The sequence below is a fragment of the Paenibacillus sp. VTT E-133291 genome, assembly GCF_002264395.1.
Taxonomy (GTDB): Bacteria; Bacillota; Bacilli; order Paenibacillales; family Paenibacillaceae; genus Paenibacillus_AQ; species Paenibacillus_AQ nitricinens.
Window position 1 is genome coordinate 1 of the sequence record NZ_NFVA01000072.1, and the last position, 21,149, is coordinate 21,149.

The window sequence follows — 21,149 nt, forward strand, 5'->3', positions numbered from 1 at the left end:
ACATTTGTCCGTAAGCTCGACTAAAACATGTATTCTAAGGATTTAAGATCCGCTCGGTCCGTCATCCCAAAGAGGCGTGTGCTTAATCAAAAAAAGGGCTCCCTATAGCAACAGTGAATATTGGCCCATCCCTTGAGTTCATTTCACATTTTTCCGCAATCTAGAAATTTCAAAAATTCTATTATAGCAAGTATAAACGCCTTCGGTGTTCTTAATAGGACGGTAGAGTCTAGGCCATTGGCAGATCCAACTGTTTACGAAACTTATTCCGAACTCCGACAGAGAGTGCATCTAGCTCGACAAGCTCTGTCAGAGCTTACGCCTCTTGAAGACCAACCTGCATTAGATGCAGTACATGTGACAAGGATGCACCGCCAGCTCCATTTTCTTTTTTAACAATTACGTCACCTGCGGGAATTTCTCCCTTTATACTGATCTGACATTTTACAAAATTTCAACTATTTAAAGAAAGGTATTGATAATTATTCTCATATGATTTAATATGATAACGATTCTCATTATCATTGCTTAGAATTAAGGAATGATAAAAAAATATAGATGGGGAGATAGAAAATGAATCAGAAAAAAGTTTTATTAGCAGGGGTATCAGCAGTATTAGCTTTGAGTTTGGCAGCTTGTGGGAACGATGCAAAGGACAACGCGGCTTCAGAAAAAAGTGGAAATAATGCTGCAGTAGCAACAGAGGGAAATGCAAATAACAAAGGAAATGCGGCGGCAGCAGAGACAGTTGCCACTGAACAAACCATTACATATCTAGGTAAGGATTATGTAGTACCTGCAGAGATTCACAATATCGTAGCTGCAAGTCTGGAATCTATGGAAGATGCTGCAATCCTAGGAGTGAAACCTGTAGGCGTACTTGCAATAGCAAATGCCATTCCAGGTTATCTGTCAACTGAATTAGCTGGTGCATCTTTAGTGGGGGATAAATTTGCTCCGAGCAATGAGGCGATCTTGCAGCTAGATCCAGATGTTATTTTAGGGTCTTCCAAGTTTGGTGAAGATGTGTCGGGTGCGCTTAATAAAATTCAAACGATGATTCCTTATTCTCATATCTCAACAAACTGGAAAGATAACTTGCGCTTATTAGGTCAATTATACGGTAAGTCAGCAGATGCGGAAAAGATTATTAGCGATTATGAATCTAAAGCCGCGGGTGCAAAGGCTGAGATTGGAGAAAAACTGAAAGATAAATCCATTCTTGTGATCCGTATTCGTCAGGGCAGCATGTGTGTATATCCTGCTGGTGTTTATCTAAATCCGGTTATTTACGAAGATTTAGGTGCTACCATTCCCGAAGTAATAACAACTACTAAAGCTCAAGCTGAGCTTTCACTAGAAGCTTTAGCGGAAATTAATCCGGACTATATTTTCTTGCAGTTTGAGACCAGTGAGAATACGGATAATGCAACAGCACTTGATGATTTACTTAAGAATCCGATCTTCAAAAGCGTGAATGCAGTCAAAAACAATCATGTCTTTGTAAATGCAATTGATCCTTTGGCGCAAGGTGGTACGGCTTGGTCAAAAGTAAGATTCTTGGATACTGCAATTGAAAACCTGTTGAAGTAAAACTGAAGGTGCGATGAATAAGATGAATACAAAAAATTGGAAAGTTATATTGATCCTATCAACTTCTCCATTATTCATCGTATTAGCAATGGTTGTATCCGTCTTATATGGTGTTAAGGATATTGGAATAGCAACAATCTGGCAGGCGATTACACACTTCGACGCAAATAATGTGGACCACAACATTATTATGACATCTAGATTACCGCGTGTAATCGCCGCTTTATTAGTTGGAGCGGCCCTGGCTGTTTCAGGGGCATTAATGCAAGGCGTTACACGGAATTATCTTGCATCACCATCGATTATGGGAGTAAATGACGGATCGGCATTTGTTATTACGTTGGCTATGGTGTTTTATCCTGGATTATCGAATGTTCATATGATTCTTTTATCCATGGTGGGTTCTGCTATCGGAGCGGGGTTGGTTTTCGGATTTGGCTCATTGGTCAAAAACGGCTTATCTCCAGTCAGACTAGCCATTATTGGTACTGTAATTGGTACATTTTTAAGTAGTATTGCCTCAGCAGTAGCGATGTTTTTTCAAGTCTCACAAAATGTTAGCATTTGGTATAGCTCAAAAATACATACTGTAAATCCAGATATGCTAATATTGTCCATTCCCTTTATAATCGTTGGTCTGCTCTTGGCGGTTAGTATTTCTAAATCTGTAATGGTTGCCTCCCTAGGGGATGAAACAGCAATTAGCTTGGGTCAACGGACAAAATGGGTGAAAATCATCAGTATTTTAGCTGTTATATGTCTGACCGGAACAGCAGTGGCCTTAGTAGGTAAGATTGCCTTTGTTGGTCTAATCATTCCTCATATTACACGTTTTATAGTTGGTATCGACTATCGTTTCATCATTCCTTGCTCAGCAGTCATTGGAGCTGTTTTTTTAGCATTTTGTGATGTCTTAAGCCGGTATATTAACTTTCCGTTTGAAACGCCAATTGGCGTTGTGACCGCCTTTATTGGCATCCCGTTCTTCCTTTATTTAATTCGGGTTAAAGGGGGAGAGCAGCGTGGATAGAGGGAAAGTACAGTATAGTCGCTATCTATTGACGCTACTAGCTTTTATTCTGCTTACGCTTGTGGCGGGGTATTTTCATCTAACGAATGGCGCATTTGATATGTCTGTCATGGATGTGATAAAAACGCTGCTGCGAATCCATCCCAATCCTAAATTTGACCTGGTTATTTTTCAATTTCGATTGCCGCGGATCATTATTGCGTCATTAGTAGGCATAGGTCTGGGGATGGCTGGAACGGTCATTCAAGGCATTACCCGAAACGGGCTGGCTGATCCAGGTATCCTTGGGATTAATGCAGGTGCCGGAGCTGCCATCGTTGCATTTATGTTTTTCTTTCAGATGTCAGGGGTTACTTTTTTTAAAGAAAGCTGGTTTTCGATACTAGCCATGCCACTCTTTGGCTTTGTGGGGGGGCTTGCCGCAGTTGTGGTTATCTTTATTTTCTCTTGGCGGAATGGTGCACTTGATATGCAACGTTTGATATTGACAGGGATCGCGATAAGCAGTGGTTTTGGGGCGTTGTCGTTGTATCTTTCTTTAAAAATGAATGCAAGTGATTACGAAATGGCTGCGGTATGGAGTGTTGGAAGTATTTACAGCGCGAATTGGACTTATATCATAATGATCACACCTTGGGTGCTGATTTTAGGATTTGTAATGTATCGAAAAAGCTACTTGCTCAATTATTTTCAATTGGAGGATTCCAGCACAAAAAGCTTGGGAATCTCCGTAGAAAAAGAAAAGCTAATCTTTCTGTTATGCAGTGTAGGAATTGTAAGTGTATGTGTGTCTGTGTCCGGTTCTATAGGTTTTATAGGATTGATGGCTCCTCACATCGCTAGAAGATTAGTAGGGATTAATCACCGCTATATTATGTTATCCAGTGCAGTGGTTGGGATGTTCTTGCTTGTGATCTCGGATTATTTTGCCAAAACATTATTTCAGCCAGCAGAGTTACCTGTGGGAATAGTCGTTTCGATTATTGGCATTCCTTATTTCTTATATTTATTAGCCAAGTCTAGAGTGTAGGGGAGAGTGAGCAGCACATATGTCAACACAAGTTGAACTCGAACACACAGAATCATGGAAACTAGAATCTCAGTATATGGGTTACACGTATGATATAAAGGTCTCACTTCCGAGAGTAGAAGCACCTGAGAAGGGATTTCCTGTCTATTACATGCTCGATGGGAATTCATATTTTCAATTGGGCCGGGATGTCGTGAAATTGCAGTCCAGAAATGCGCCGAAAACTTTGATTGCACCAGCCATCGTGATTGGTATTGGGCATTATGGTTCAGACGATGAGGTTTCTAAAAGAAGATTTTATGATTTCACGCCTACTGCGGAGCAGTATGTATATCCAGATCGTTTGAAAAATGCTGACTTAGGGCCACATGGTGGTGCCGAGAAGCTCTTATCTTTTTTAGAGTTAGAATTGATGCCGCTGATCGCTAAAAATTATAATGTCGATCCACAAAAGCAAGCCTTGTTTGGTCACTCATTAAGCGGTTTGTTTGTCCTATGGACACTATTCACTCGTGCGGAGCTATTCCAGTATTATTTGGCTTCTAGCCCGTCGATTTGGTGGAATGATCATGAAATCCTGGCCTATGCGGATCAATGGTACAATCAGGGTCACATGACAAGACCCGAGCAACGAAAGCTGTTGATCACAGTGGGCAGTGAAGAGGCGTTTATGGTCGATGATGCTAAAGGATTATTTTCAAAATTGTGTGAGTATTCTTTGCCGAATTTACAGGTTGAGCATTACGTAGCGCCAGATGAAAACCACGCGTCAGTAGTGCCGACCATCATGAGTAGAGCGTTCCGTCTGTTGAATAGTTAAGGAGGGGGATGACGAAAATCATGTTAGGAGAACTAACTACCTTCGAACATATGGGGCGACAAATCACCGTGTATCTTCCTAAAGCATATCAATCGTTTACAGAACGAAGCTTCCCCGCGGTTTTCTTACAGGATGGCGATTTTTTGTTCAAAGAATCGATTACAGCTATAGAAAATGATGTGGAAGAGGGGATTACGGATCCGGTTATTTTTATCGGGATTGATTCTCAGCATCGTAATGATGAATATACACCTTGGGAAATGTCTGCTCTTTTTAAGGATTGGTCTTTTGGGGGCAAGGGGGATGCCTATTTAGATTACGTCTATCAGAATCTTGTTCCATATATTAAAAGTGCATATCGCATCTCTCAAGAGCCAGGCAAATTGGCATTAGGCGGTGTTTCATTAGGTGGATTAATAAGTCTGTATGCGATGTACAGGACGGAGCCAATTTTTGATAACTATATACTCATATCTGCGTCTGTGTGGTTTAAAGATTTTATCGATTACATGGAGATTACAAGGTTAGATCGGGAATGCAAAGTTTATATGTATGTAGGTGAACAGGAAGGTATCCAGAAGACTAATGCACAGAAGGACATGGTCCCTAATAGCAAACGTGCTTTTAATCTTTTAAAAGAGAAGATAGATGGAGCGGATTATCGTGTGAAGTTTGAGACAGATCCACTGGGAACGCATAATGACACCTTTTTCCTACAATATTTTCCGAATAGCATCCGATTCTTGTTTCCCGTAAAATGATAAAAAGGACGAGCAGGAGGGAGTATCCTTGCATCGTCCTATTTTCACGGCTTTAGTTGCTCTTCTGTAAATTCTCAAGATGTACGTCCAGATTATCAAAGGTTTGAGAGATACCCGGCAGCATCCCCATATCAATCACTTGTTGTAACGCTTCTGGAGAAGCGTATTTACCGGTGTTTACCAGCTTCGTTTGACCAGCCAGCTCGATAAAATCTAGTTGTACAAGCGTTTCAGGCAGATCTTTCGAAATATTACCCTCTGCATCTGAGAACCAGTCCGTATAAATAATTTGCTCCGGAAACGTAATTTCCCGATAAAGCGCTTTGCCCCATGACTCCATACCGTAAAAATCACCCTGATTCTTATCCTCGCATTTCATGCAATAATGCCAAGTCCCCCCTGGACGGAAATCGACATGACATACGGGAATCGTCCAACCTTTAGGCCCCCACCAATGCTTCAAATGCTCAGCCTCAGAAAAAGCCTTAAAAACTAGCTCACGTGGAGCTTTAAAAATACGCTCTAAGATTAGTGTGCTGCCTTCAACTTTGTGTACTAGGTGGTTGGTTTGGTTAGAATTTGTCATGGGATAGATCCTCCTCGTTTACTTTTCCTTATCTGATTCCTTGCTTTGTAGCTTCTGCAAATAATCATCCAGTCGATCGTAGCGTTCCTCCCACATATGGCGGTAGGATTCTAACCAAGTGTCTATTTCCTTAAATGGTTCAGGTCGGAGCTTGCAAATACGCCGATTAGCAACTGCTTGCACTTCAATAAGCCCCGCTTCACTGAGTACACGCAAATGCTTAGACGCTTGAGGCTGCCGCAGCTGAAGATTTTCCGCGATCTCTCCAACGGTTAGGGGGCTATCGCGTAATAGTTCAACGATCTGCATGCGGTGAGGCTCAGCTAAGGCACTCATTACGTTAGTATTCATAAACAAAAATCACTTCGATTCATTGAATTGATTCGTATTTCCTATTCGTGATTACAATATACCATTATGCGAATATTCCTGTAAAGGTATATTTAAAATTTTCATTGTATGATAACTTCAAAAGAAGGGCATAGTACAAGCATTAAGAAGAAAAATGTTCCATGATAACCACTAAACTTTACAAAAAACATAGGAATAGATATAATTAAGTATAACTTATCGGTTTTTGATGTACGCAAGGGGCCTAACGCCAGTAGGCTCCTTTTGTATTTCTTGGCCATGTTACAGGAGGGTGAAGGTCATACACAATGAAAAAATTATGGTTTGTGTTCATTATGGTCCGCATGGGGAGCGTTTAATCCGGCGTGGTGTGCAACTGTCTGAAATAATAGGGGCCCCATTGTTTGTATTAAATGTCGATAGTTCGGACAATGATGAATATAATCAGAGCAAAGAAATGTATATGACGGTTTGGAAACGTCTTGCCGATGAAGCTGGCGCAGAGTTTATCATTCGGAAACGTGAAGGCCGTAAAACAACTGATATTATTGTAGAAGTAGCTGAAAAGAATGAGGTTACACAGATTGTCATCGGACAATCTGCCCAGACTCGATGGCAGGAGCTTACCAAACGTAATTTCATCAATGAACTCATTGGTAAAATGAAAATGATGGATCTGCATGTCGTGGCCGTTCAACGGATGCGCGCCGGGTTGGAAGAAACCCATGAGGAAGGTGTAATCGCCTACCTGGTCAAAATTGGGGATGAGTATCAGCTCAGTGATGAACCCAAGGGAGAATATTCGCTTAAAGGAAAGTTCTTTCACGAATTACACACAGAATTTGAGAACGGTTTATTCAGAATTGAGCAAGAAGATGGAAAGGCTAGATATTTGCATATTTGTGATGGCACATTGACCGATTCTTTATAATCGGGCGTGCCCTTATCTTCATGAGGGCCTATTATTAAGGGCCCTTCCAATCATATGATCTTTGGCTTTTGGTAAAAAAGTAAGTACTAAAGTTCACAACTTGATAAGCTCAAGTGGAAAAGGAGGACTGCCTTTGCTGCATGTAATCATACTTGTTCCGTTTCTGATGGCCTTAGTAATCGCACTTTTGACCAAGAGAGCATCCAACCTTCATAGAGGATGGCTTGTTTTCCCCGGTTCGCTCGCTTTGTTTGTATATTTTTTAACCCGGATTCCCGTGATTAAGGGAGGGGATTTGGGATATGAAACCGTTTCGTGGATTCCTTCCCTAGGGATTGACTTGGTTTTCCATCTGGATGGATTAAGTTTACTCTTCGCTTTGTTAATCACTGGAATGGGTAGTCTTGTAATTATCTATTCGATTTATTATCTAGACAAGCGAAAAGAAGCGTTGACCCCTTTTTATATTTATTTAATGTTGTTTATGGGAGCGATGCTTGGCGTTGTGCTCTCGGATAACTTGATGGTGCTATACGGTTTTTGGGAATTAACAAGTGTCTCGTCATTTCTGTTGATTGCTTTTTGGCATCGGCGGCAAAAATCGCGGTATGGTGCTTTGAAATCTATGTTGATTACCGTATTTGGTGGTTTAGCGATGTTTGCCGGCTTTTTAATGCTGTATGTGATGACAGGCACCTTTAGTATTCGGGAAATTTGGAGCGAGGTTGGAGATATTAGTGGGCATGCGTTGTTTATTCCAGCGATGCTATTAATTCTATTAGGTGCATTTACCAAATCAGCGCAGTTCCCGTTCCATATCTGGCTGCCGGATGCCATGGAGGCACCGACACCCGTAAGCGCATATCTTCACTCAGCAACGATGGTTAAAGCTGGATTGTATCTTGTCGCCCGTTTCAGCCCTATTTTTGCGGGGCAATATGAGTGGTTCTGGATTGTGTCAGGCGTCGGTTTGATCACCTTGATCTATGGTTCGATCCAGGCGATGAAGCAGACGGACCTGAAGGCTCTATTAGCCTATTCAACAATTAGTCAACTTGGACTGATTATGGGATTGCTGGGAATGGGATCGGCAGCGGCATTTTATATAGGGGAAGAAGCTGTCTTTTATACTGCTGCAACAACAGCGGCTATCTTTCATCTTATTAACCATGCTATCTTTAAAGGCTCATTGTTTATGATGGTCGGTATAGTTGACCATGAGACGGGTACCCGCGACCTGCGAAAGCTGGGCGGACTGATTTCCATTATGCCGGTTACCTTTACGGTAGCGATGATCGGCAGTTTCTCGATGGCTGGTTTGCCGCCATTTTCCGGGTTCTTAAGTAAAGAGATGTTTTTTACAGCTGTTCTGAATATCCGAAACCTGGATATATTCTCTATTCCCTCGTTGTTTACGCTCTTCCCGGTTTTGGCCTGGATTGCCAGCGTGTTTACTTTTGCATACAGTATGATTTTGGTATTCCACACCTTTTTCGGAAAATATCAGCCTGAGAAGCTGGACAAAAAACCGCATGAAGCCCCATTTGGACTTCTGCTTGCCCCGTGCCTGCTTGCAATGCTGTCTATATTTATCGGTTTTTTCCCGAATATTTTATCTAATACACTTATTATCCCTGCAATGAATGCTATTCACCCTATCTTGCAGACCGGGGAACCTTTTGTTGTGAATATCCATTTCTGGCACGGCTGGACACCAGAAGTATGGATGACACTTGGTGTTGTGATTCTTGGTATTACTGTATACCGAATCTATGGCCGCTTAAGTCTGGTCGATAAAGAATGGGGCAGTGGCTACACTTTAAATCAAGTTTATGACGGAGTAATCCGGCTGGTTGAGAAATTGTCTAGATGGGTGACTGGTTCTTATATGACTGGTTCCATGAGACATTATTTAATGTATATTTTTTCCTTCTTGATCGTAACGATTTGCGGTGTCGTCTGGTATTCAGATGGAATTACACTTGGTACGACGGAGTATACTCCTTTTTCTTTGTTTGAGGTTATTGCTGTAATGGTTTTGCTTTTAGGTGCTTTAGCTATTCCGTTTGTACGTTCGAGAATAACAGCCATTTTGTTAACAGGAATGGTTGGTTATATGGTTACTTTGCTCTTTGTTCTGTTCAGAGCTCCTGATCTGGCGCTTACACAAATGATTGTTGAAGTGGTATCTGTTACCTTGTTCCTGCTATGTTTCAGGCATTTGCCTAGGCTGGAGAAAGAGAAGCTCAAGCCTCATGCGCATTTCCTTAAACTAATTATTTCCATCGGGATGGGCGTAACGATGACATTGGTTGCACTTGCTGCTTTAGGCAGTAGTCCGTTCGAATCCATCTCGAAATATTATGTGGAGAATAGTTATACTTTGGGTGGCGGTAAAAATATTGTCAATGTTCTGCTCGTTGATTTCCGCGGCTTTGATACTATGTTTGAAATAACAGTACTAGGCCTCGCCTCACTTGCTATTTATTCCATGATCAAGCTGCAGTTGGATGGAGAGGGTACAGCATCCCAACTGAAGAGGGTTGTTCCCTATAATAAGCCTCGTTATTCTCGAAGTGATGATGTGTTACTACAAGCGGTAGCTAAAGTAGCATTCGTTATCATTCTGATATTTTCGTTGTTTTTGTTTTTTGCCGGTCATAATAATCCGGGAGGCGGATTTATTGGGGCTTTGATGGCTTCTGCAGGTTTGGTGCTGCTTGCTATTACTTTTGGGATGGATATGGTTGAGAAGGTGCTGCCTATTAATTATCGTAAGTTAATTGCGATCGGGATTTCGATTGCTTTTCTTACCGGGGTTGGCTCATTTATATTCGGCGTACCCTTTCTGAGCCAAACGTTTGGATATTTCCAATTGCCGCTTATGGGCAAAACAGAACTAACCACTGCAATGTTCTTTGATCTTGGTGTTTATCTAGCTGTTATTGGTGTCACTATGAATATCATACTTACGATCGGGAGGGATAGCTAATGGAGCTCGTTGTTGCCTTGGCGATCGGCGTATTGTTTTCCGTAGGTGTGTATCTAGTCCTTTCCAAAAGCTTGCTACGCATCCTACTGGGTACTAATTTGATTACCCATGGTGTTCATTTACTGCTGCTGACGATGTCGGGTCTCAAGACAGGGGCTCCACCATTGCTTGGTGAAAAAGCAGAGGCATATGTAGACCCGTTACCACAGGCGCTCATTTTGACCTCAATTGTAATTAGTTTTGGAGTAACAGCATTCTTCATTGTTTTGGCATACCGGACTTACCGTTCGACGGGTACGGATGATGTGGAAGGCACCAAGGAGGAGAGACAATGAACAACTTGCTAGTGCTGCCTCTGCTGATTCCGGCCTTTACGGCAGTGATATTGATTTTTCTAAAAGAACGAGTGGACCTGCAGCGTATGATCAGTGCCGTCAGTGTGTTTTTAAATATTTTGGTTGCTGGAATTATTGTGTATCAGGTAGGTACAAACGGAATCCAAACCCTAAATATGGGTGGATGGCTTCCGCCATACGGGATTGTGTTTGTTGCCGATATGTTTGCGGCCTTACTTGTGTTAATCGGCGCTATCGTTGGTGCAGCTTGCTTATTTTTTTCCTTCGCGAGTATTGGGGAAGAAAGAGAACGGTTTTATTACTATCCGTTTTTCCATTTCCTATTAACTGGGGTGTTTGGCTCCTTTCTCACCGGAGATCTGTTTAACTTGTTCGTCTGTTTTGAGGTCCTGTTAGTTGCCTCGTATGCTTTAATTGTACTTGGTGGCTCCAAAGGTCAACTGAGAGAGACGTTAAAATATGTATTAGTTAACGTGATTTCCTCGTCTTTGTTTGTAGCAACGCTTGCTTATTTATATGCCGCGACAGGAACGCTGAATATGGCACATCTATCTATGCGTGTAGCGGAAGCGGGACAAGGCGGTGTCATGAACGTCATTGCGGTTCTGCTGCTGATCGTATTTTCGATAAAGGCGGGTTTGCTGCTCTTTTTCTGGCTTCCGGATTCTTATAGCGCACCACCAGTGGCTGTTAGAGCACTGTTTGGGGCCTTGTTAACGAAAGTAGGGTTGTATGCAATTACACGTACTTTTACATTGATTTTTATTCAAGACCCGGGACTCACCCATACACTGATCGCCTGGATGGCGGGAGCGACGATGATCCTTGGTGCAATCGGTGCACTGGCTTACAACGATCTGGGGCGGATTTTTAATTATAATATCATTATCAGTGTTGGGTTTATTGCTTTTGGGATTTCTGTCGCGACTCAGGATTCGTTAAATGGTGTAGTGTTCTATTTAATGCATGACATGGTTGCCAAGGCATTATTATTTTTCCTGGGCGGGATGATAATCTCGGCATCGGGCACCGACCGCTTAAAAGAAATGGGTGGTTTAATCCGACGTTATCCGTGGACCGGCTGGATGTTTTTTGTACTGACTTTGGCATTGGTTGGTGTTCCGCCTCTTAGTGGTTTCGCTGGAAAAGTTATGATGGTACGTAGTGGATTTGGACAGGATCACGTGGCTCTTGCGCTGATTGCACTCGCATCCAGCTTCGTAGTGTTATATTCCTTGATCAAAGTATTCCAGCAGGTATTCTGGGGTGGCGAGAAAAGGGAAGAACAAGTCAAACCGCTTCATTATAAAGCTATGATGGCACCGGCGGCTGTTCTGTTTGCGATTGTAATTCTGATGGGTGTAGGTGCTGAGACGGTAAATGGATACGTCAGCCAAGCCGGAGCTGTACTGGCTGATCCTGCACTATACATTAACGCTGTCATGAAGGAGTAGATACTATGGCATTTCAACTATTATTGAATTTCATGATAGCATTCCTGTGGATGTTTCTGCACAATGACTGGACTGGTCCGCGTTTTGTCATTGGTTTTCTGCTCGGTATACTCATTCTGCTCGGAATGCGTCGTTTTTGGCCCAGGTTATATCTCGGAAAAGTGTGGGCGATCCTTAAGCTAATCCTGTTGCTGCTGCGGGAGCTGATCGTTTCTAGTTATGTAGTGGTAAAAGCCGTTCTAAGACCAGAGCTTAATATACGTCCAGCTATTCTCAAATATACTACAGAGCTGAAATCAGATTGGGAAGTGGCTACATTGATCACATTGCTCTGCCTAACGCCTGGATCGGTGGTACTTGAAGTATCGGATGATAATCGGACATTGTATATTCATGCCATGGATGTTGAAGACCCTGCACAGTTCAGAGCCAATATCCGTGATACCTTTGAGCGTGCGATACTGGAGGTGACCCGCTAATGATCCATTTTATTCTTATGTTATCCATTACTATTATGGCTGTAGCAATAGGCGTATGTGCTTGGCGTCTGGTGAAGGGACCTTCCTTGCCTGACCGCGTGGCTGCACTGGATACGATCGGAATTAATCTGTTAGCCATGGTGGCCGTTTTATCGGTCTTTCTCCAAACACAGGCTTTTATAGAAATTATTTTGTTGATTGGAATTCTTTCCTTTATCGGAACGACAGCCTTTGCCAGATATATCGAAAAGGGAGTGGTGCTAGAAAATGGAAATGATCAAGACTACAGGTGAGTTGCTGTTTGCCTTGTTAATTCTTATAGGGGCATTGCTTAGCGCTGTAAGTGCTATTGGTTTGATTCGGCTGCCTGATGTATATCTAAGATCGCATGCTGCCGCGAAGAGTGCCACTCTCGGTGTTTTATGTGTCTTGGTTGGGGCATTTCTATATTTTGCATTTTTTCAGGATCATATTAGTGCAAAGCTATTATTAGGAATTGTCTTTGTGTTTATAACTGCGCCTTTATCCGCCCACCTAACAGGTAGAGCGGCATATCGTTCCGGTGTTCCTCACTGGGACCGGAGAATTCAGGATGATTTAAAAGAGGTGCTGGAGAAAGAGCAAGTTATACCAGTAACCCCTGAAGGAGATATACCTCAAGAACAAAGGTAGAAGTGTTAGGAATTGTCTTGATTTTCAATAACAGCAGCAAAAACTATAACAAACCCGCATCTACACGCGGGTTTGTTTTTTATTAATGGAGTACTATTCTTTTGTTTACATCTCAACGAACCAATATTTTCCCTTCTCCAGCGAGCCTGCGTAGCACCCTTGGAAGAAACTCAATGTCTGCTTCAGGAATGTCTAATTGAATACCGTAATGGAAACAGTCCTGCTGTTCTCTATTCCATTTTAGAACTCCTTCTAAGTAAATAGATTCATCCGTAAGATTCATTTCCATACCAATCCGTACTAGGTTATTCTCTGGATTTATGTTGAGGGGTAACGATAAGTGGCAGCCTGTTCGACTGATGTTGAACAGTACAGCTCTTACAGGCTTAGAAGGAACCTGGATTCCGTTAATACTAAGAATATGAAGATCAAGGGTTACAGGTTCTTTAAGGGTATATCGAAAAGGTTCAGTTCTGCGATTAGTGTTCATATGCTCCTCCATACTTTTCCATCTACTATAAATTATCGACAGGAAAATAGGATTAGTGAAGAGTTATTAAACATTTTAAAGATTCGAAGTTACAAAAGCTGCATACCTGATTTTTGATTTTATCGTAACAATGTAAGTATTTCTTTTACAGAATTATCTACAAATGATCTTTCAGGACGGGATTTCATGATCACAGTAAGTCCAATTAATGATATGACTAGTGTCTGCGCTAAACTCTTTGCGTTAATAGCGGGATCAAGCTCACCTGAGCGCAAACCTCGATCAATCGTTTCTTGAAATATTACCGAGAGATACATCTGGTGTTCTCTTGTTAGGAGCTCAAATTTCTCATCGTGGGGTGAAAGTTCAACCATTGAATTAATGCAAAAGCATCCCCAGTTCGGATTTTGTCCATATTCTTTTGCCACTATATTTTCGAAAAAGTCACGGAATGCCTCTTTAACAGAAGAATTGTTTTGAAGCTTGTTACGAACATAGGCAGCATGAGAACTCGTATATTTCCGCAACGCAGCTTCAAATAGTCCTTTTTTATCTCCGAAGGTAGAGTAGATGCTAGGCCGTTGAATACCCATTCTTGATGTCAGGTCGCTTAAAGAGGTAGCCTCGAACCCTTTTTCCCAAAATACTTTCATAGCAGCATCTAATGCTTTTTCCTCATCAAATTCACGTGGTCGAGCCATACTAACTCCCTCTTTTCATATCGAACAGTATGATATTATTTTATGGTTTGAATCTTAGTATGTCAATTAAGAAATGGGTTTTTAAATCGTCTGCATCTAATTTTTTGTTGTTCTATAAGCTAATCTCTTGACAGTTATCTTTTTTTAGAGTTATATTTGTCAAATATATTTACGTACTGATCGGTATGTAATTTATGAATCTGATAAAAGTCAATTTCAGGAGGCGTTAATTTTGGGGGAATCTGTTGAGGAATCGAAAGCTATTATAGTGGATCAAACAGACAAAAAAGCTAAAAAAGTACAAGGAGGGCTTAGAGCGTCGGAACCAGTGCCTGTATCAATAATATCTCGTAGTGTGGCACTTTTATTTTCCGTCGCTTGCGGAATAGTTGTTGCTAACATATATTATGCGCAACCTTTACTGGACGCTATTTCGAACGAGTTTGGTATTTCTCATTCATTCGTTGGACTTGTTATTACAATTACTCAAATTTTTTATGCACTTGGACTGTTGTTACTAGTGCCTTTGGGTGATTTATTAAATCGGCGTTGGCTGATCGCTGGACAGATGCTGCTATCCGTATTGGCTTTAATTGTCGTTGGTACTGCCACCAGCAGTATAGTGTTATTCATAGGTATAGCAGCGGTTGGGTTTCTTGCCGTAGTGACACAGACGCTCGTTGCGTTCGCGGCAACTTTGGCTGCTCCTGCCGAACGTGGGCGTGTCGTTGGTGTTGTGACAAGTGGAATCGTAATTGGTATTCTACTGGCGCGAACTTTCGCTGGCGTATTAATGGATTTAGCAGGTTGGCGTTCTGTCTACCTTGTTTCCGCGGTATTAACACTAATTATGGCATGTGTATTGTTTCGGGTGCTGCCACATTATGAGCACACAAGAAAATCATTATCTTACCTACAGTTGATTCGTTCAATGTTCACGTTGTTTGCTCAGGAACGAACTCTTAGAATCCGTGCTGCACTAGGTATGATGATTTTTACCGCTTTCAGTATATTATGGACGTCTTTAGTATTACCTCTCAGCGCCCCGCCGTTTTCTCTTTCACATACTGCGATTGGAGCGTTTGGTCTCGCAGGGGTTGCAGGCGCGTTAGCAGCAGCGCGAGCAGGTCGCCTTGCTGATCGAGGTTTAGGGCAGAAGACTACCGGTGTAGCCTTGATTCTTTTGCTCATATCATGGTTGCCAATAAGTTATGTTCAGCATTCGCTTCTTGCATTAATCGTAGGTATTATCCTACTTGATCTTGCAGTACAAGCCGTACATGTCACCAATCAGAGCATGATCCTTACTTTGCAACCTGAGGCACGCAGCAGGCTTACTGCCGGTTACATGATTTTCTATTCCATTGGCAGCGCCACTGGGTCGATCGCATCTACCAGTATCTATGTTTACTTTGGCTGGAACGGAGTGAGTTTGTTAGGTGCAATTGTGAGTGCTCTGGCTCTTCTTTTTTGGTCATTAACAAAGGAGTAACTGAAGGGATGAGTATTCGTGCTGAAAAATTGTAACACTGATCTCTTATAATTAGGTGCGGTTTCTAAGTCTTAACGCTCCAGCCAGGGCTATAGTATTTCATGTCACCTGGCCGTGGGAGCAATTCGAAAAGTTTAATTCATCATAAAAAATAACAAAAAGCTCAATTAGAAACTACATCTGTTGTTGAATTAGGGAGAGGGTCTTCTGGTGAAATAAATTCGTGAATGATTTGACGGAAGTATCCGTGATTATCATAGCTATTGTACATACGCCAGGCCATTGTTTCTGAATTTCCAAAAAATAACCGCTCAAATTGGGTTTGGCGGCCACCGAATGCACCAGCTCCCAGTTCCCATGCGACCCGGAATAAGGCATTTCGGTACCGAGCATCCGAGACATTACCCTTTAAATACTGATAGAGGTATGAACCGGCACTTGAACTGAAGTCCGATTCCGAGGTGATCATAATAAGACCGCTTGAGCTGAGATTTTGAACCATTTCAACCATCTTTAGATAAAACTCTGTAAAGTGAATGGTTGAAGCTAGGAGGGGGCCTTTATCAGGTACGAGATATCCAAATTTGTCATGAGCTGCCCCGATTTCGGAAGCGAGCCTTAACGCTTTGAAGGTCTCTAGATACATTATTACTTTGGAAATCGGTACAATCGTGTAGGGTTCAAGGACAGCATTTTGTTCTTCTGCCAAAGATTCTAGCACACCGAGAAAGAACTCCGTTTTAGCAATATAGCGGGTGATGATTTGGTGACCAATATGGGTATGAAAGTGACTCTCACCGAACAATCGGGAACAGTAATTCTCATCCCCGTAATAAAAGATACGATCATGTGGGATAAGCACACGGTCGAATATAACAAGCGTATCCATTTCTTCGTACCTTGAACTTAATGGATGGTCGTAGGTGGAAGTGGCTGCATAGCTTTCGCGGCAAAAAAAAGTGATCCCCGGCAGATCATTAGGTACTGCAAATGCAAACGCGAAGGGATTATCATCATCCACAAGGGAGGGGGAAGGCGTAGGGAATACTAGCATTTCATCACATGTTGCCCCTTGTGTTGCCATCATAAAAGCACCGGTTACAACCATTCCTTCATCCTTGATTTCTACAACTTTAGCAGCTATAGAATCCTCTGTAGCATCAACCTGACCGGATATTTTACTTGCTTGAGGCTGGATGAATGCATGGGATAAAGTAATATCATGATCTCGGCAGTAGGCATAGTATTTCCTGAGGTTCTCAGCATATTTTGGATGAAGGTCCTCAAGGATATCGGCAGCAGTAAACAGAGACATGATTGCCGTATTCATATAATCTGGGGATCGTCCTAAAAAACCGTGATGTCTGTTTGACCAGAGTTCAATCATTTTTCTTCGGCGTTCTAAATCTTCAACACTTTTGGGCGGGAGAAAAGATAGACCAACAAGCTCTCCAGTATCAGGCGAAGGGTAGGTCATCTGCGCTAAATAACGTTCGTCACACTGCATGTTGTACATTTCGGCTTGTGTTTGTATGAGGCCTTGAAATGCAGGATGTTTGGATAAGGGCCCTTCGATACGCGTTCCTTTGTACCAGATATTGATATTTTGCCGGTCGATTCGTTCGATGTATTGATTACCATTTTTAATAGGCACATGTTCCACCTCTTTGAAGAGCTGTATTATTATTTTTAATGTACGTAATCATAATTCTTCTTGTACATTGTCCATACACCGAGTCAGAGAAGGGGCCAACCTAACTAGTGATTCGTATTGTTACTTTAAGGTTGACATAAATGAGACTTACTTGTATATTTTTTACATTGGATTACAAGTGTAGTCATTTGGTGAAAAGAAAGGCGGATAGGATTATGTCTACGGAAATTCCAAAAATCTCGGATGCCGAGTGGGAAGTAATGAAGGTGCTGTGGACTGGAGCCCCGCGTACGGCAGGAGAGATTGTTGAAGCTCTTGAGGGCAGCCGGGACTGGAACCCAAAAACGGTGCGGACGCTGATTAAGCGTCTGACGGAGAAAGGGGCTATCGGTTACAACCAGACAGGAAGGGTGTATTCTTATTACCCACTGGTGCGGGAAGAGGAATGCGTCCAATACGAAACACAATCTTTTCTGAAGCGGATCTACGGTGGAACGCTGCGCCCGATGTTAGTCAACTTTTTACAGGATGAGAAGCTGTCCCGAGAAGATATTGAAGAATTGAAGAGAATTTTGGATGAGCGAAAGGACTGAGTCGCTTGCTGGAAGCTGCATACAATCTGTTGGTTAAGATATTGTCACTATCCGCTATGGCGAGCGTGCTGTCTTTGCTGATCCTGGCAACGCGTTTCTTGTTCAAGAATCGATTGAAACCGACCTGGACGTATCTTCTGTGGATGCCGCTGATCGTGAGATTAGCCGTCCCTTGGACCCCGGAAAGTACGTTCAGCATTTTTAATTTGTTGCCGCTGGAGACAGAATCAGTTCAGACTTTCAATATTCGTTCTGCGCAGCCGATTGTAGGTGATTTGTCTGTGTCTTCGATGGACATTCAAGCGGTAGATTCGTCCACGGTCGCTGAAAAAACAGGAACAGGAACTTCACAGCAAGCCGAGAAAACGGAGAGAATGACACCAATAACTCCGGAAATCTACGATCCATTTGAGATATCCAATGCACGTTGGACGCCGATGTATTTGCTGGTTCTGGTGTGGCTTAGCGGAGCAGTGGTAATGATGAGTCTGTCGGTTCGTGAACAGCTGCGATTCACGGCACGGGTTCGAGGGGAACCGGAGATTCGTTCCACAGATATCCTGCGGTTGTTCAAAACGTGCCAACGAGAGATGAAGGTAAGGCGCCCAGTGAAGCTGGTTGAGACGAAGCAGATTGCCATGCCGACACTGCTTGGCGTTATGCGCCCTAAGCTGCTGCTACCGACATCCATGCTGCACACGCTGGAGGCGAACGAACTACGTCATATATTTCTGCATGAGCTGGCGCATGTGAAACGTCGTGATATTTCGCTGAATCTGCTGACAGCACTGCTGCTGGCGCTGCATTGGTTCAATCCGTTGCTTTGGTATGCCGTTAGCCAAATGAAACGGGACCAAGAGGTCGCCTGTGATGCGCTGGCTTTAAAGCATATTGCATCGGAGCACCACAAAGACTACGCACGGACTCTTCTTAAACTATTGGAAACATTGACCGGTCCAATCCGAGTGGCTGGTGCAGCCTGCATTTCAAGCAGCAAGAAGGAAATGAAAAGAAGGATAACCATGATCACCAGGCATAAAAAAATCACTGCACAAAACACGGTGTTGGGGTTAGCAGTAATTATGGTCTTAAGTGGCTGTACCTTGACTGGGGCAATGCTGAGTTCTACATCAGCCCCGGAGAAGAATGTTGTTATCCCGTCAGCTTCTCAGGTTAAAGATATACCTGCGATCGATCCCAAAGGAACCCTATTAGCGGAGAAGAACGGAATTACTATAACTGCAAAGCCCACGGCTGAGCATGCACTTTTGCATGAAGTCACGGTAGATGTACGTGGTGAAGTTAACAGAACGTTTTTATGGGATGCTGGTGAAGATGAAACGCGGCCTCCTTCCATTGAAGAAGCGGATCTTAACGGGGACGGTATTAAAGAAATCTTCATTCGTATTACTACCGGCACGGGAACAGGGCTCTCCATGAGTGAGATTCATGTGCTCCGGCCTGACACTCTGGAAGAGCTTGTGGTAGAGGACCCGGTCGAGGCGCTAAATCGGAGGCTGAAATCCTCTATTACACACCGGAATAACCACACCTACGTATCCGCTGAACTAGACGGAAAGCATTTGACTAAAGTGTATGATCACACTGAGGGAGCTTGGGGCAAGAAGATTGGTTTTGGCGCCGTAGTTTCGTATGAGTTGGAAGGAGATCGTATTGTAGCCCGGTTGGCAGGAGCAGCATCCATCTCTGAGTTTCCGCTTGAAGTTATTGTTATTTATGGCAAGGAACTTACCATTGAGAGCGCACAGATGTACTATGGCTCGTTTATTTCTCCTCCGCTCAGTGAACAGGATATTAAGTCCTTGCTGGATAAAAAGCTTCCAGCTAGCGGCTGGGCCTTTGGTAAAGAAGGCGATCAATACAGGATTGATTTTATGGATCCACCGAATGGCGAAGGGGAAGGCCTTAGCTATAAAATTAATCCGCTAACTGGAACAGTTCATGATGTAACTTCTGGCAGTCCAGTGAGAAGCCTAGTGAATCGAGAAGCGGTAGATCTGTGGGACATATCTAACGGTAAGGAGTACCAGAAAGAGCTATATAGGTTACTTCAGCCAATATTTGATACAGAAGGCTTCGAGTCAACAGATGTGGATTGGATTTCCGGCTTTATTGGAGATGGTTATTTGTTCAGTAATGTTAGGCAAGGCGGCAGAGAGTTCACGATAAAAGTGGATGTCTTCACCGGTCAATGGGAAGAAATTGCTGACCCGTATAAATAGTTATGTCGATGTCGAAGAACCTCTTAACAATAAAGAAAGCCCGTGCCTAGCACGGGCTTTCTTTATTGTTACTGACTTAAAGCAAATGCTTTCCACTCACACCAAATCCAGCCCCTACTGCTGTTGTATTTATTTTATATTTTCAGCAATCCCCTTTTCCTCCTATTTACAATTCGGCTACTCGGTGATACTATATAGTGGTACTAAGCAATACAGAGTAGTATTGGAGGATTTTAATGGATAACCTAACAGAAATGCTGAAGGGAGTTTTGGAAGGCTGTGTACTTGAAATCATCAGCCGGAAAGAAACCTATGGGTATGAAATCGTAAAAACGCTAAATGCGCTCGGTTTCGAAGATGTTGTTGAAGGAACGGTCTACACCATCTTGATACGGTTAGAAAAAAATAAACTCGTCGATATCGAGAAAAAACCGTCCGAAATAGGACCACCAAGGAAATTTTATAGTCTAAATGAAGAGGGATGGCGGGAACTGTCCATGTTTTGGGAGAAATGGGGATATGTTTCGTCAAGACTTACTCAATTGAAGGAGGATAGCCGTGTATAAGAACATGCTCGCTAAATTTAAAGATTTACGTGAACAAAAAAAGGCTTACAAAGAGTGCGTAAAACGTTCAAAAGCGCTCCCAAATGATTACCGAGAAGTTTACAATATCGCATCGCGTTACATGCTGAACTTCTCATCAAACGATTCTAGTGTCATCAACCTGTTCCCCGAAATGCTCGACATGTTTGAGATGGGAGCTGCTGAAGGTCGAGATGTTCTGGAGATCGTAGGGAATGACGTAATGGCGTTCTGTGACGGGCTGCTCGAGGACGTTTCCGCTCAGACTTGGACAGGGAAAATGCGAGCGAAAATGAACGAGTCCATTCACAAAAAACTTGGAAGATAGGGGGGATTA

General features: G+C 42.7%; 23 protein-coding genes. 17 read left to right on the forward strand and 6 right to left on the reverse strand.

Translation table 11 applies throughout. The features are described 5' to 3' along the window. Positions 1-229 precede the first annotated feature (229 nt). The gene (locus CA598_RS33515; protein ID WP_373455845.1) at positions 230-313 is read right to left on the reverse strand and encodes a hypothetical protein; all 84 of its coding nucleotides are present in this window, start codon (positions 311-313) and stop codon (positions 230-232) included. Positions 314-573: 260 nt separating this feature from the next. On the opposite strand from CA598_RS33515, the gene CA598_RS23410 reads away from it, so the two are divergent. Genes CA598_RS23410 through CA598_RS23430 form a run of 5 tightly spaced genes read left to right on the forward strand, consistent with a single transcriptional unit; the run spans position 574 to position 5,234 of the window. Next, positions 574-1,593 (forward strand): ABC transporter substrate-binding protein, encoded by a 1,020-nt coding sequence (locus CA598_RS23410; protein WP_094878073.1) that lies wholly within the window; start codon positions 574-576, stop codon positions 1,591-1,593. Positions 1,594-1,606: 13 nt separating this feature from the next. Further along, positions 1,607-2,623 carry a FecCD family ABC transporter permease gene (locus CA598_RS23415; protein ID WP_094878074.1) on the forward strand — a complete coding sequence of 339 codons (1,017 nt, stop codon included), beginning with the start codon at positions 1,607-1,609 and terminating at the stop codon, positions 2,621-2,623. After that, positions 2,616-3,653, forward strand: coding sequence for a FecCD family ABC transporter permease (locus tag CA598_RS23420; RefSeq protein WP_094878075.1), 1,038 nt, complete (start codon positions 2,616-2,618; stop codon positions 3,651-3,653). The genes CA598_RS23415 and CA598_RS23420 overlap by 8 nt, the downstream gene beginning before the upstream one ends. A gap of 19 nt (positions 3,654-3,672) precedes the next feature. Next, positions 3,673-4,473, forward strand: coding sequence for an alpha/beta hydrolase (locus CA598_RS23425; RefSeq protein WP_179283752.1), 801 nt, complete (start codon positions 3,673-3,675; stop codon positions 4,471-4,473). Between the two features lie 8 nt (positions 4,474-4,481). After that, entirely contained in the window at positions 4,482-5,234 is a 753-nt protein-coding gene (locus tag CA598_RS23430) for an alpha/beta hydrolase (RefSeq protein ID WP_094878076.1), read from the forward strand. A 52-nt stretch (positions 5,235-5,286) separates the two neighbouring features. Here CA598_RS23430 and CA598_RS23435 read toward each other — a convergent pair whose 3' ends face one another. Next, a complete protein-coding gene (locus CA598_RS23435; protein WP_094878077.1) occupies positions 5,287-5,820 on the reverse strand; it encodes an SRPBCC domain-containing protein in 534 nt (177 codons plus the stop codon). An 18-nt stretch (positions 5,821-5,838) separates the two neighbouring features. Further along, on the reverse strand, positions 5,839-6,171 hold the full coding sequence (locus CA598_RS23440) for an ArsR/SmtB family transcription factor (protein WP_094873804.1): 333 nt from the start codon (positions 6,169-6,171) through the stop codon (positions 5,839-5,841). Positions 6,172-6,463: 292 nt separating this feature from the next. Between CA598_RS23440 and CA598_RS23445 the strand changes: the two genes are divergently transcribed. From CA598_RS23445 to mnhG, 7 genes are all read left to right on the forward strand, one after another. Then, on the forward strand, positions 6,464-7,102 hold the full coding sequence (locus CA598_RS23445) for a universal stress protein (RefSeq protein ID WP_231573438.1): 639 nt from the start codon (positions 6,464-6,466) through the stop codon (positions 7,100-7,102). Between the two features lie 127 nt (positions 7,103-7,229). Beyond that, complete coding sequence (locus CA598_RS23450; RefSeq protein WP_094878090.1) at positions 7,230-10,094, forward strand: Na+/H+ antiporter subunit A; 2,865 nt, start codon at positions 7,230-7,232, stop codon at positions 10,092-10,094. Next, positions 10,094-10,429, forward strand: a complete 336-nt coding sequence (locus tag CA598_RS23455; RefSeq protein ID WP_076121569.1) for a Na(+)/H(+) antiporter subunit C — start codon at positions 10,094-10,096, stop codon at positions 10,427-10,429. The genes CA598_RS23450 and CA598_RS23455 overlap by 1 nt, the downstream gene beginning before the upstream one ends. Then, on the forward strand, positions 10,426-11,904 hold the full coding sequence (locus CA598_RS23460; RefSeq protein WP_094873800.1) for a Na+/H+ antiporter subunit D: 1,479 nt from the start codon (positions 10,426-10,428) through the stop codon (positions 11,902-11,904). The genes CA598_RS23455 and CA598_RS23460 overlap by 4 nt, the downstream gene beginning before the upstream one ends. 5 nt (positions 11,905-11,909) lie before the next feature. Continuing rightward, complete coding sequence (locus CA598_RS23465; RefSeq protein WP_094873798.1) at positions 11,910-12,383, forward strand: Na+/H+ antiporter subunit E; 474 nt, start codon at positions 11,910-11,912, stop codon at positions 12,381-12,383. Next, complete coding sequence (locus tag CA598_RS23470) at positions 12,383-12,676, forward strand: Na(+)/H(+) antiporter subunit F1 (RefSeq protein WP_094873796.1); 294 nt, start codon at positions 12,383-12,385, stop codon at positions 12,674-12,676. Before CA598_RS23465 ends, CA598_RS23470 begins: the two co-directional genes overlap by 1 nt. Continuing rightward, positions 12,651-13,055: a monovalent cation/H(+) antiporter subunit G gene (mnhG, locus tag CA598_RS23475; protein WP_256990002.1), complete on the forward strand. Its 405-nt coding sequence runs from the start codon at positions 12,651-12,653 to the stop codon at positions 13,053-13,055. Before CA598_RS23470 ends, mnhG begins: the two co-directional genes overlap by 26 nt. A 112-nt stretch (positions 13,056-13,167) precedes the next feature. Here the strand turns inward: mnhG and CA598_RS23480 are convergent, their stop codons facing one another. Both CA598_RS23480 and CA598_RS23485 read right to left on the reverse strand, forming a co-directional pair. Beyond that, complete coding sequence (locus CA598_RS23480; protein WP_094873794.1) at positions 13,168-13,545, reverse strand: PilZ domain-containing protein; 378 nt, start codon at positions 13,543-13,545, stop codon at positions 13,168-13,170. Between the two features lie 119 nt (positions 13,546-13,664). Further along, on the reverse strand, positions 13,665-14,246 hold the full coding sequence (locus tag CA598_RS23485; protein ID WP_094873792.1) for a TetR/AcrR family transcriptional regulator: 582 nt from the start codon (positions 14,244-14,246) through the stop codon (positions 13,665-13,667). Positions 14,247-14,574: 328 nt separating this feature from the next. Here CA598_RS23485 and CA598_RS23490 point away from each other — a divergent pair, with 328 nt between their 5' ends. Beyond that, the gene (locus CA598_RS23490; protein ID WP_256990617.1) at positions 14,575-15,738 is read left to right on the forward strand and encodes an MFS transporter; all 1,164 of its coding nucleotides are present in this window, start codon (positions 14,575-14,577) and stop codon (positions 15,736-15,738) included. A 163-nt stretch (positions 15,739-15,901) separates the two neighbouring features. On the opposite strand, the gene CA598_RS23495 is transcribed toward CA598_RS23490, so the two are convergent. After that, on the reverse strand, positions 15,902-17,392 hold the full coding sequence (locus tag CA598_RS23495; protein WP_094878078.1) for a 4-hydroxyphenylacetate 3-hydroxylase family protein: 1,491 nt from the start codon (positions 17,390-17,392) through the stop codon (positions 15,902-15,904). A gap of 215 nt (positions 17,393-17,607) precedes the next feature. Here CA598_RS23495 and CA598_RS23500 point away from each other — a divergent pair, with 215 nt between their 5' ends. From CA598_RS23500 to CA598_RS23515, 4 genes are all read left to right on the forward strand, one after another. Continuing rightward, positions 17,608-17,985 carry a BlaI/MecI/CopY family transcriptional regulator gene (locus CA598_RS23500; protein ID WP_094873788.1) on the forward strand — a complete coding sequence of 126 codons (378 nt, stop codon included), beginning with the start codon at positions 17,608-17,610 and terminating at the stop codon, positions 17,983-17,985. Between the two features lie 5 nt (positions 17,986-17,990). Next, positions 17,991-20,228, forward strand: a complete 2,238-nt coding sequence (locus CA598_RS23505; RefSeq protein WP_094878079.1) for a M56 family metallopeptidase — start codon at positions 17,991-17,993, stop codon at positions 20,226-20,228. A gap of 236 nt (positions 20,229-20,464) precedes the next feature. After that, on the forward strand, positions 20,465-20,794 hold the full coding sequence (locus CA598_RS23510; protein WP_042187640.1) for a PadR family transcriptional regulator: 330 nt from the start codon (positions 20,465-20,467) through the stop codon (positions 20,792-20,794). Continuing rightward, a complete protein-coding gene (locus CA598_RS23515) occupies positions 20,787-21,140 on the forward strand; it encodes a DUF1048 domain-containing protein (RefSeq protein WP_082651129.1) in 354 nt (117 codons plus the stop codon). Before CA598_RS23510 ends, CA598_RS23515 begins: the two co-directional genes overlap by 8 nt. The last annotated feature ends 9 nt before the right edge of the window (positions 21,141-21,149 follow it).

What these genes read in the sequence shown, in the direction of transcription:
- CA598_RS23455 (WP_076121569.1), top strand. Translation starts at nt 10,094, where the DNA reads ATGGAGCTCGTTGTTGCCTTGGCGATCGGCGTATTGTTTTCCGTAGGT.
- CA598_RS23465 (WP_094873798.1), top strand. Translation starts at nt 11,910, where the DNA reads ATGGCATTTCAACTATTATTGAATTTCATGATAGCATTCCTGTGGATG.
- CA598_RS23500 (WP_094873788.1), top strand. Translation starts at nt 17,608, where the DNA reads ATGTCTACGGAAATTCCAAAAATCTCGGATGCCGAGTGGGAAGTAATG.
- CA598_RS23435 (WP_094878077.1), bottom strand. Translation starts at nt 5,820, where the DNA reads ATGACAAATTCTAACCAAACCAACCACCTAGTACACAAAGTTGAAGGC.
- CA598_RS23440 (WP_094873804.1), bottom strand. Translation starts at nt 6,171, where the DNA reads ATGAATACTAACGTAATGAGTGCCTTAGCTGAGCCTCACCGCATGCAG.
- CA598_RS23410 (WP_094878073.1), top strand. Translation starts at nt 574, where the DNA reads ATGAATCAGAAAAAAGTTTTATTAGCAGGGGTATCAGCAGTATTAGCT.
- CA598_RS23470 (WP_094873796.1), top strand. Translation starts at nt 12,383, where the DNA reads ATGATCCATTTTATTCTTATGTTATCCATTACTATTATGGCTGTAGCA.
- CA598_RS23510 (WP_042187640.1), top strand. Translation starts at nt 20,465, where the DNA reads ATGGATAACCTAACAGAAATGCTGAAGGGAGTTTTGGAAGGCTGTGTA.
- CA598_RS23425 (WP_179283752.1), top strand. Translation starts at nt 3,673, where the DNA reads ATGTCAACACAAGTTGAACTCGAACACACAGAATCATGGAAACTAGAA.
- CA598_RS23430 (WP_094878076.1), top strand. Translation starts at nt 4,482, where the DNA reads ATGACGAAAATCATGTTAGGAGAACTAACTACCTTCGAACATATGGGG.
- CA598_RS23460 (WP_094873800.1), top strand. Translation starts at nt 10,426, where the DNA reads ATGAACAACTTGCTAGTGCTGCCTCTGCTGATTCCGGCCTTTACGGCA.
- CA598_RS23415 (WP_094878074.1), top strand. Translation starts at nt 1,607, where the DNA reads ATGAATAAGATGAATACAAAAAATTGGAAAGTTATATTGATCCTATCA.
- CA598_RS23480 (WP_094873794.1), bottom strand. Translation starts at nt 13,545, where the DNA reads ATGAACACTAATCGCAGAACTGAACCTTTTCGATATACCCTTAAAGAA.
- CA598_RS23485 (WP_094873792.1), bottom strand. Translation starts at nt 14,246, where the DNA reads ATGGCTCGACCACGTGAATTTGATGAGGAAAAAGCATTAGATGCTGCT.
- mnhG (WP_256990002.1), top strand. Translation starts at nt 12,651, where the DNA reads ATGGAAATGATCAAGACTACAGGTGAGTTGCTGTTTGCCTTGTTAATT.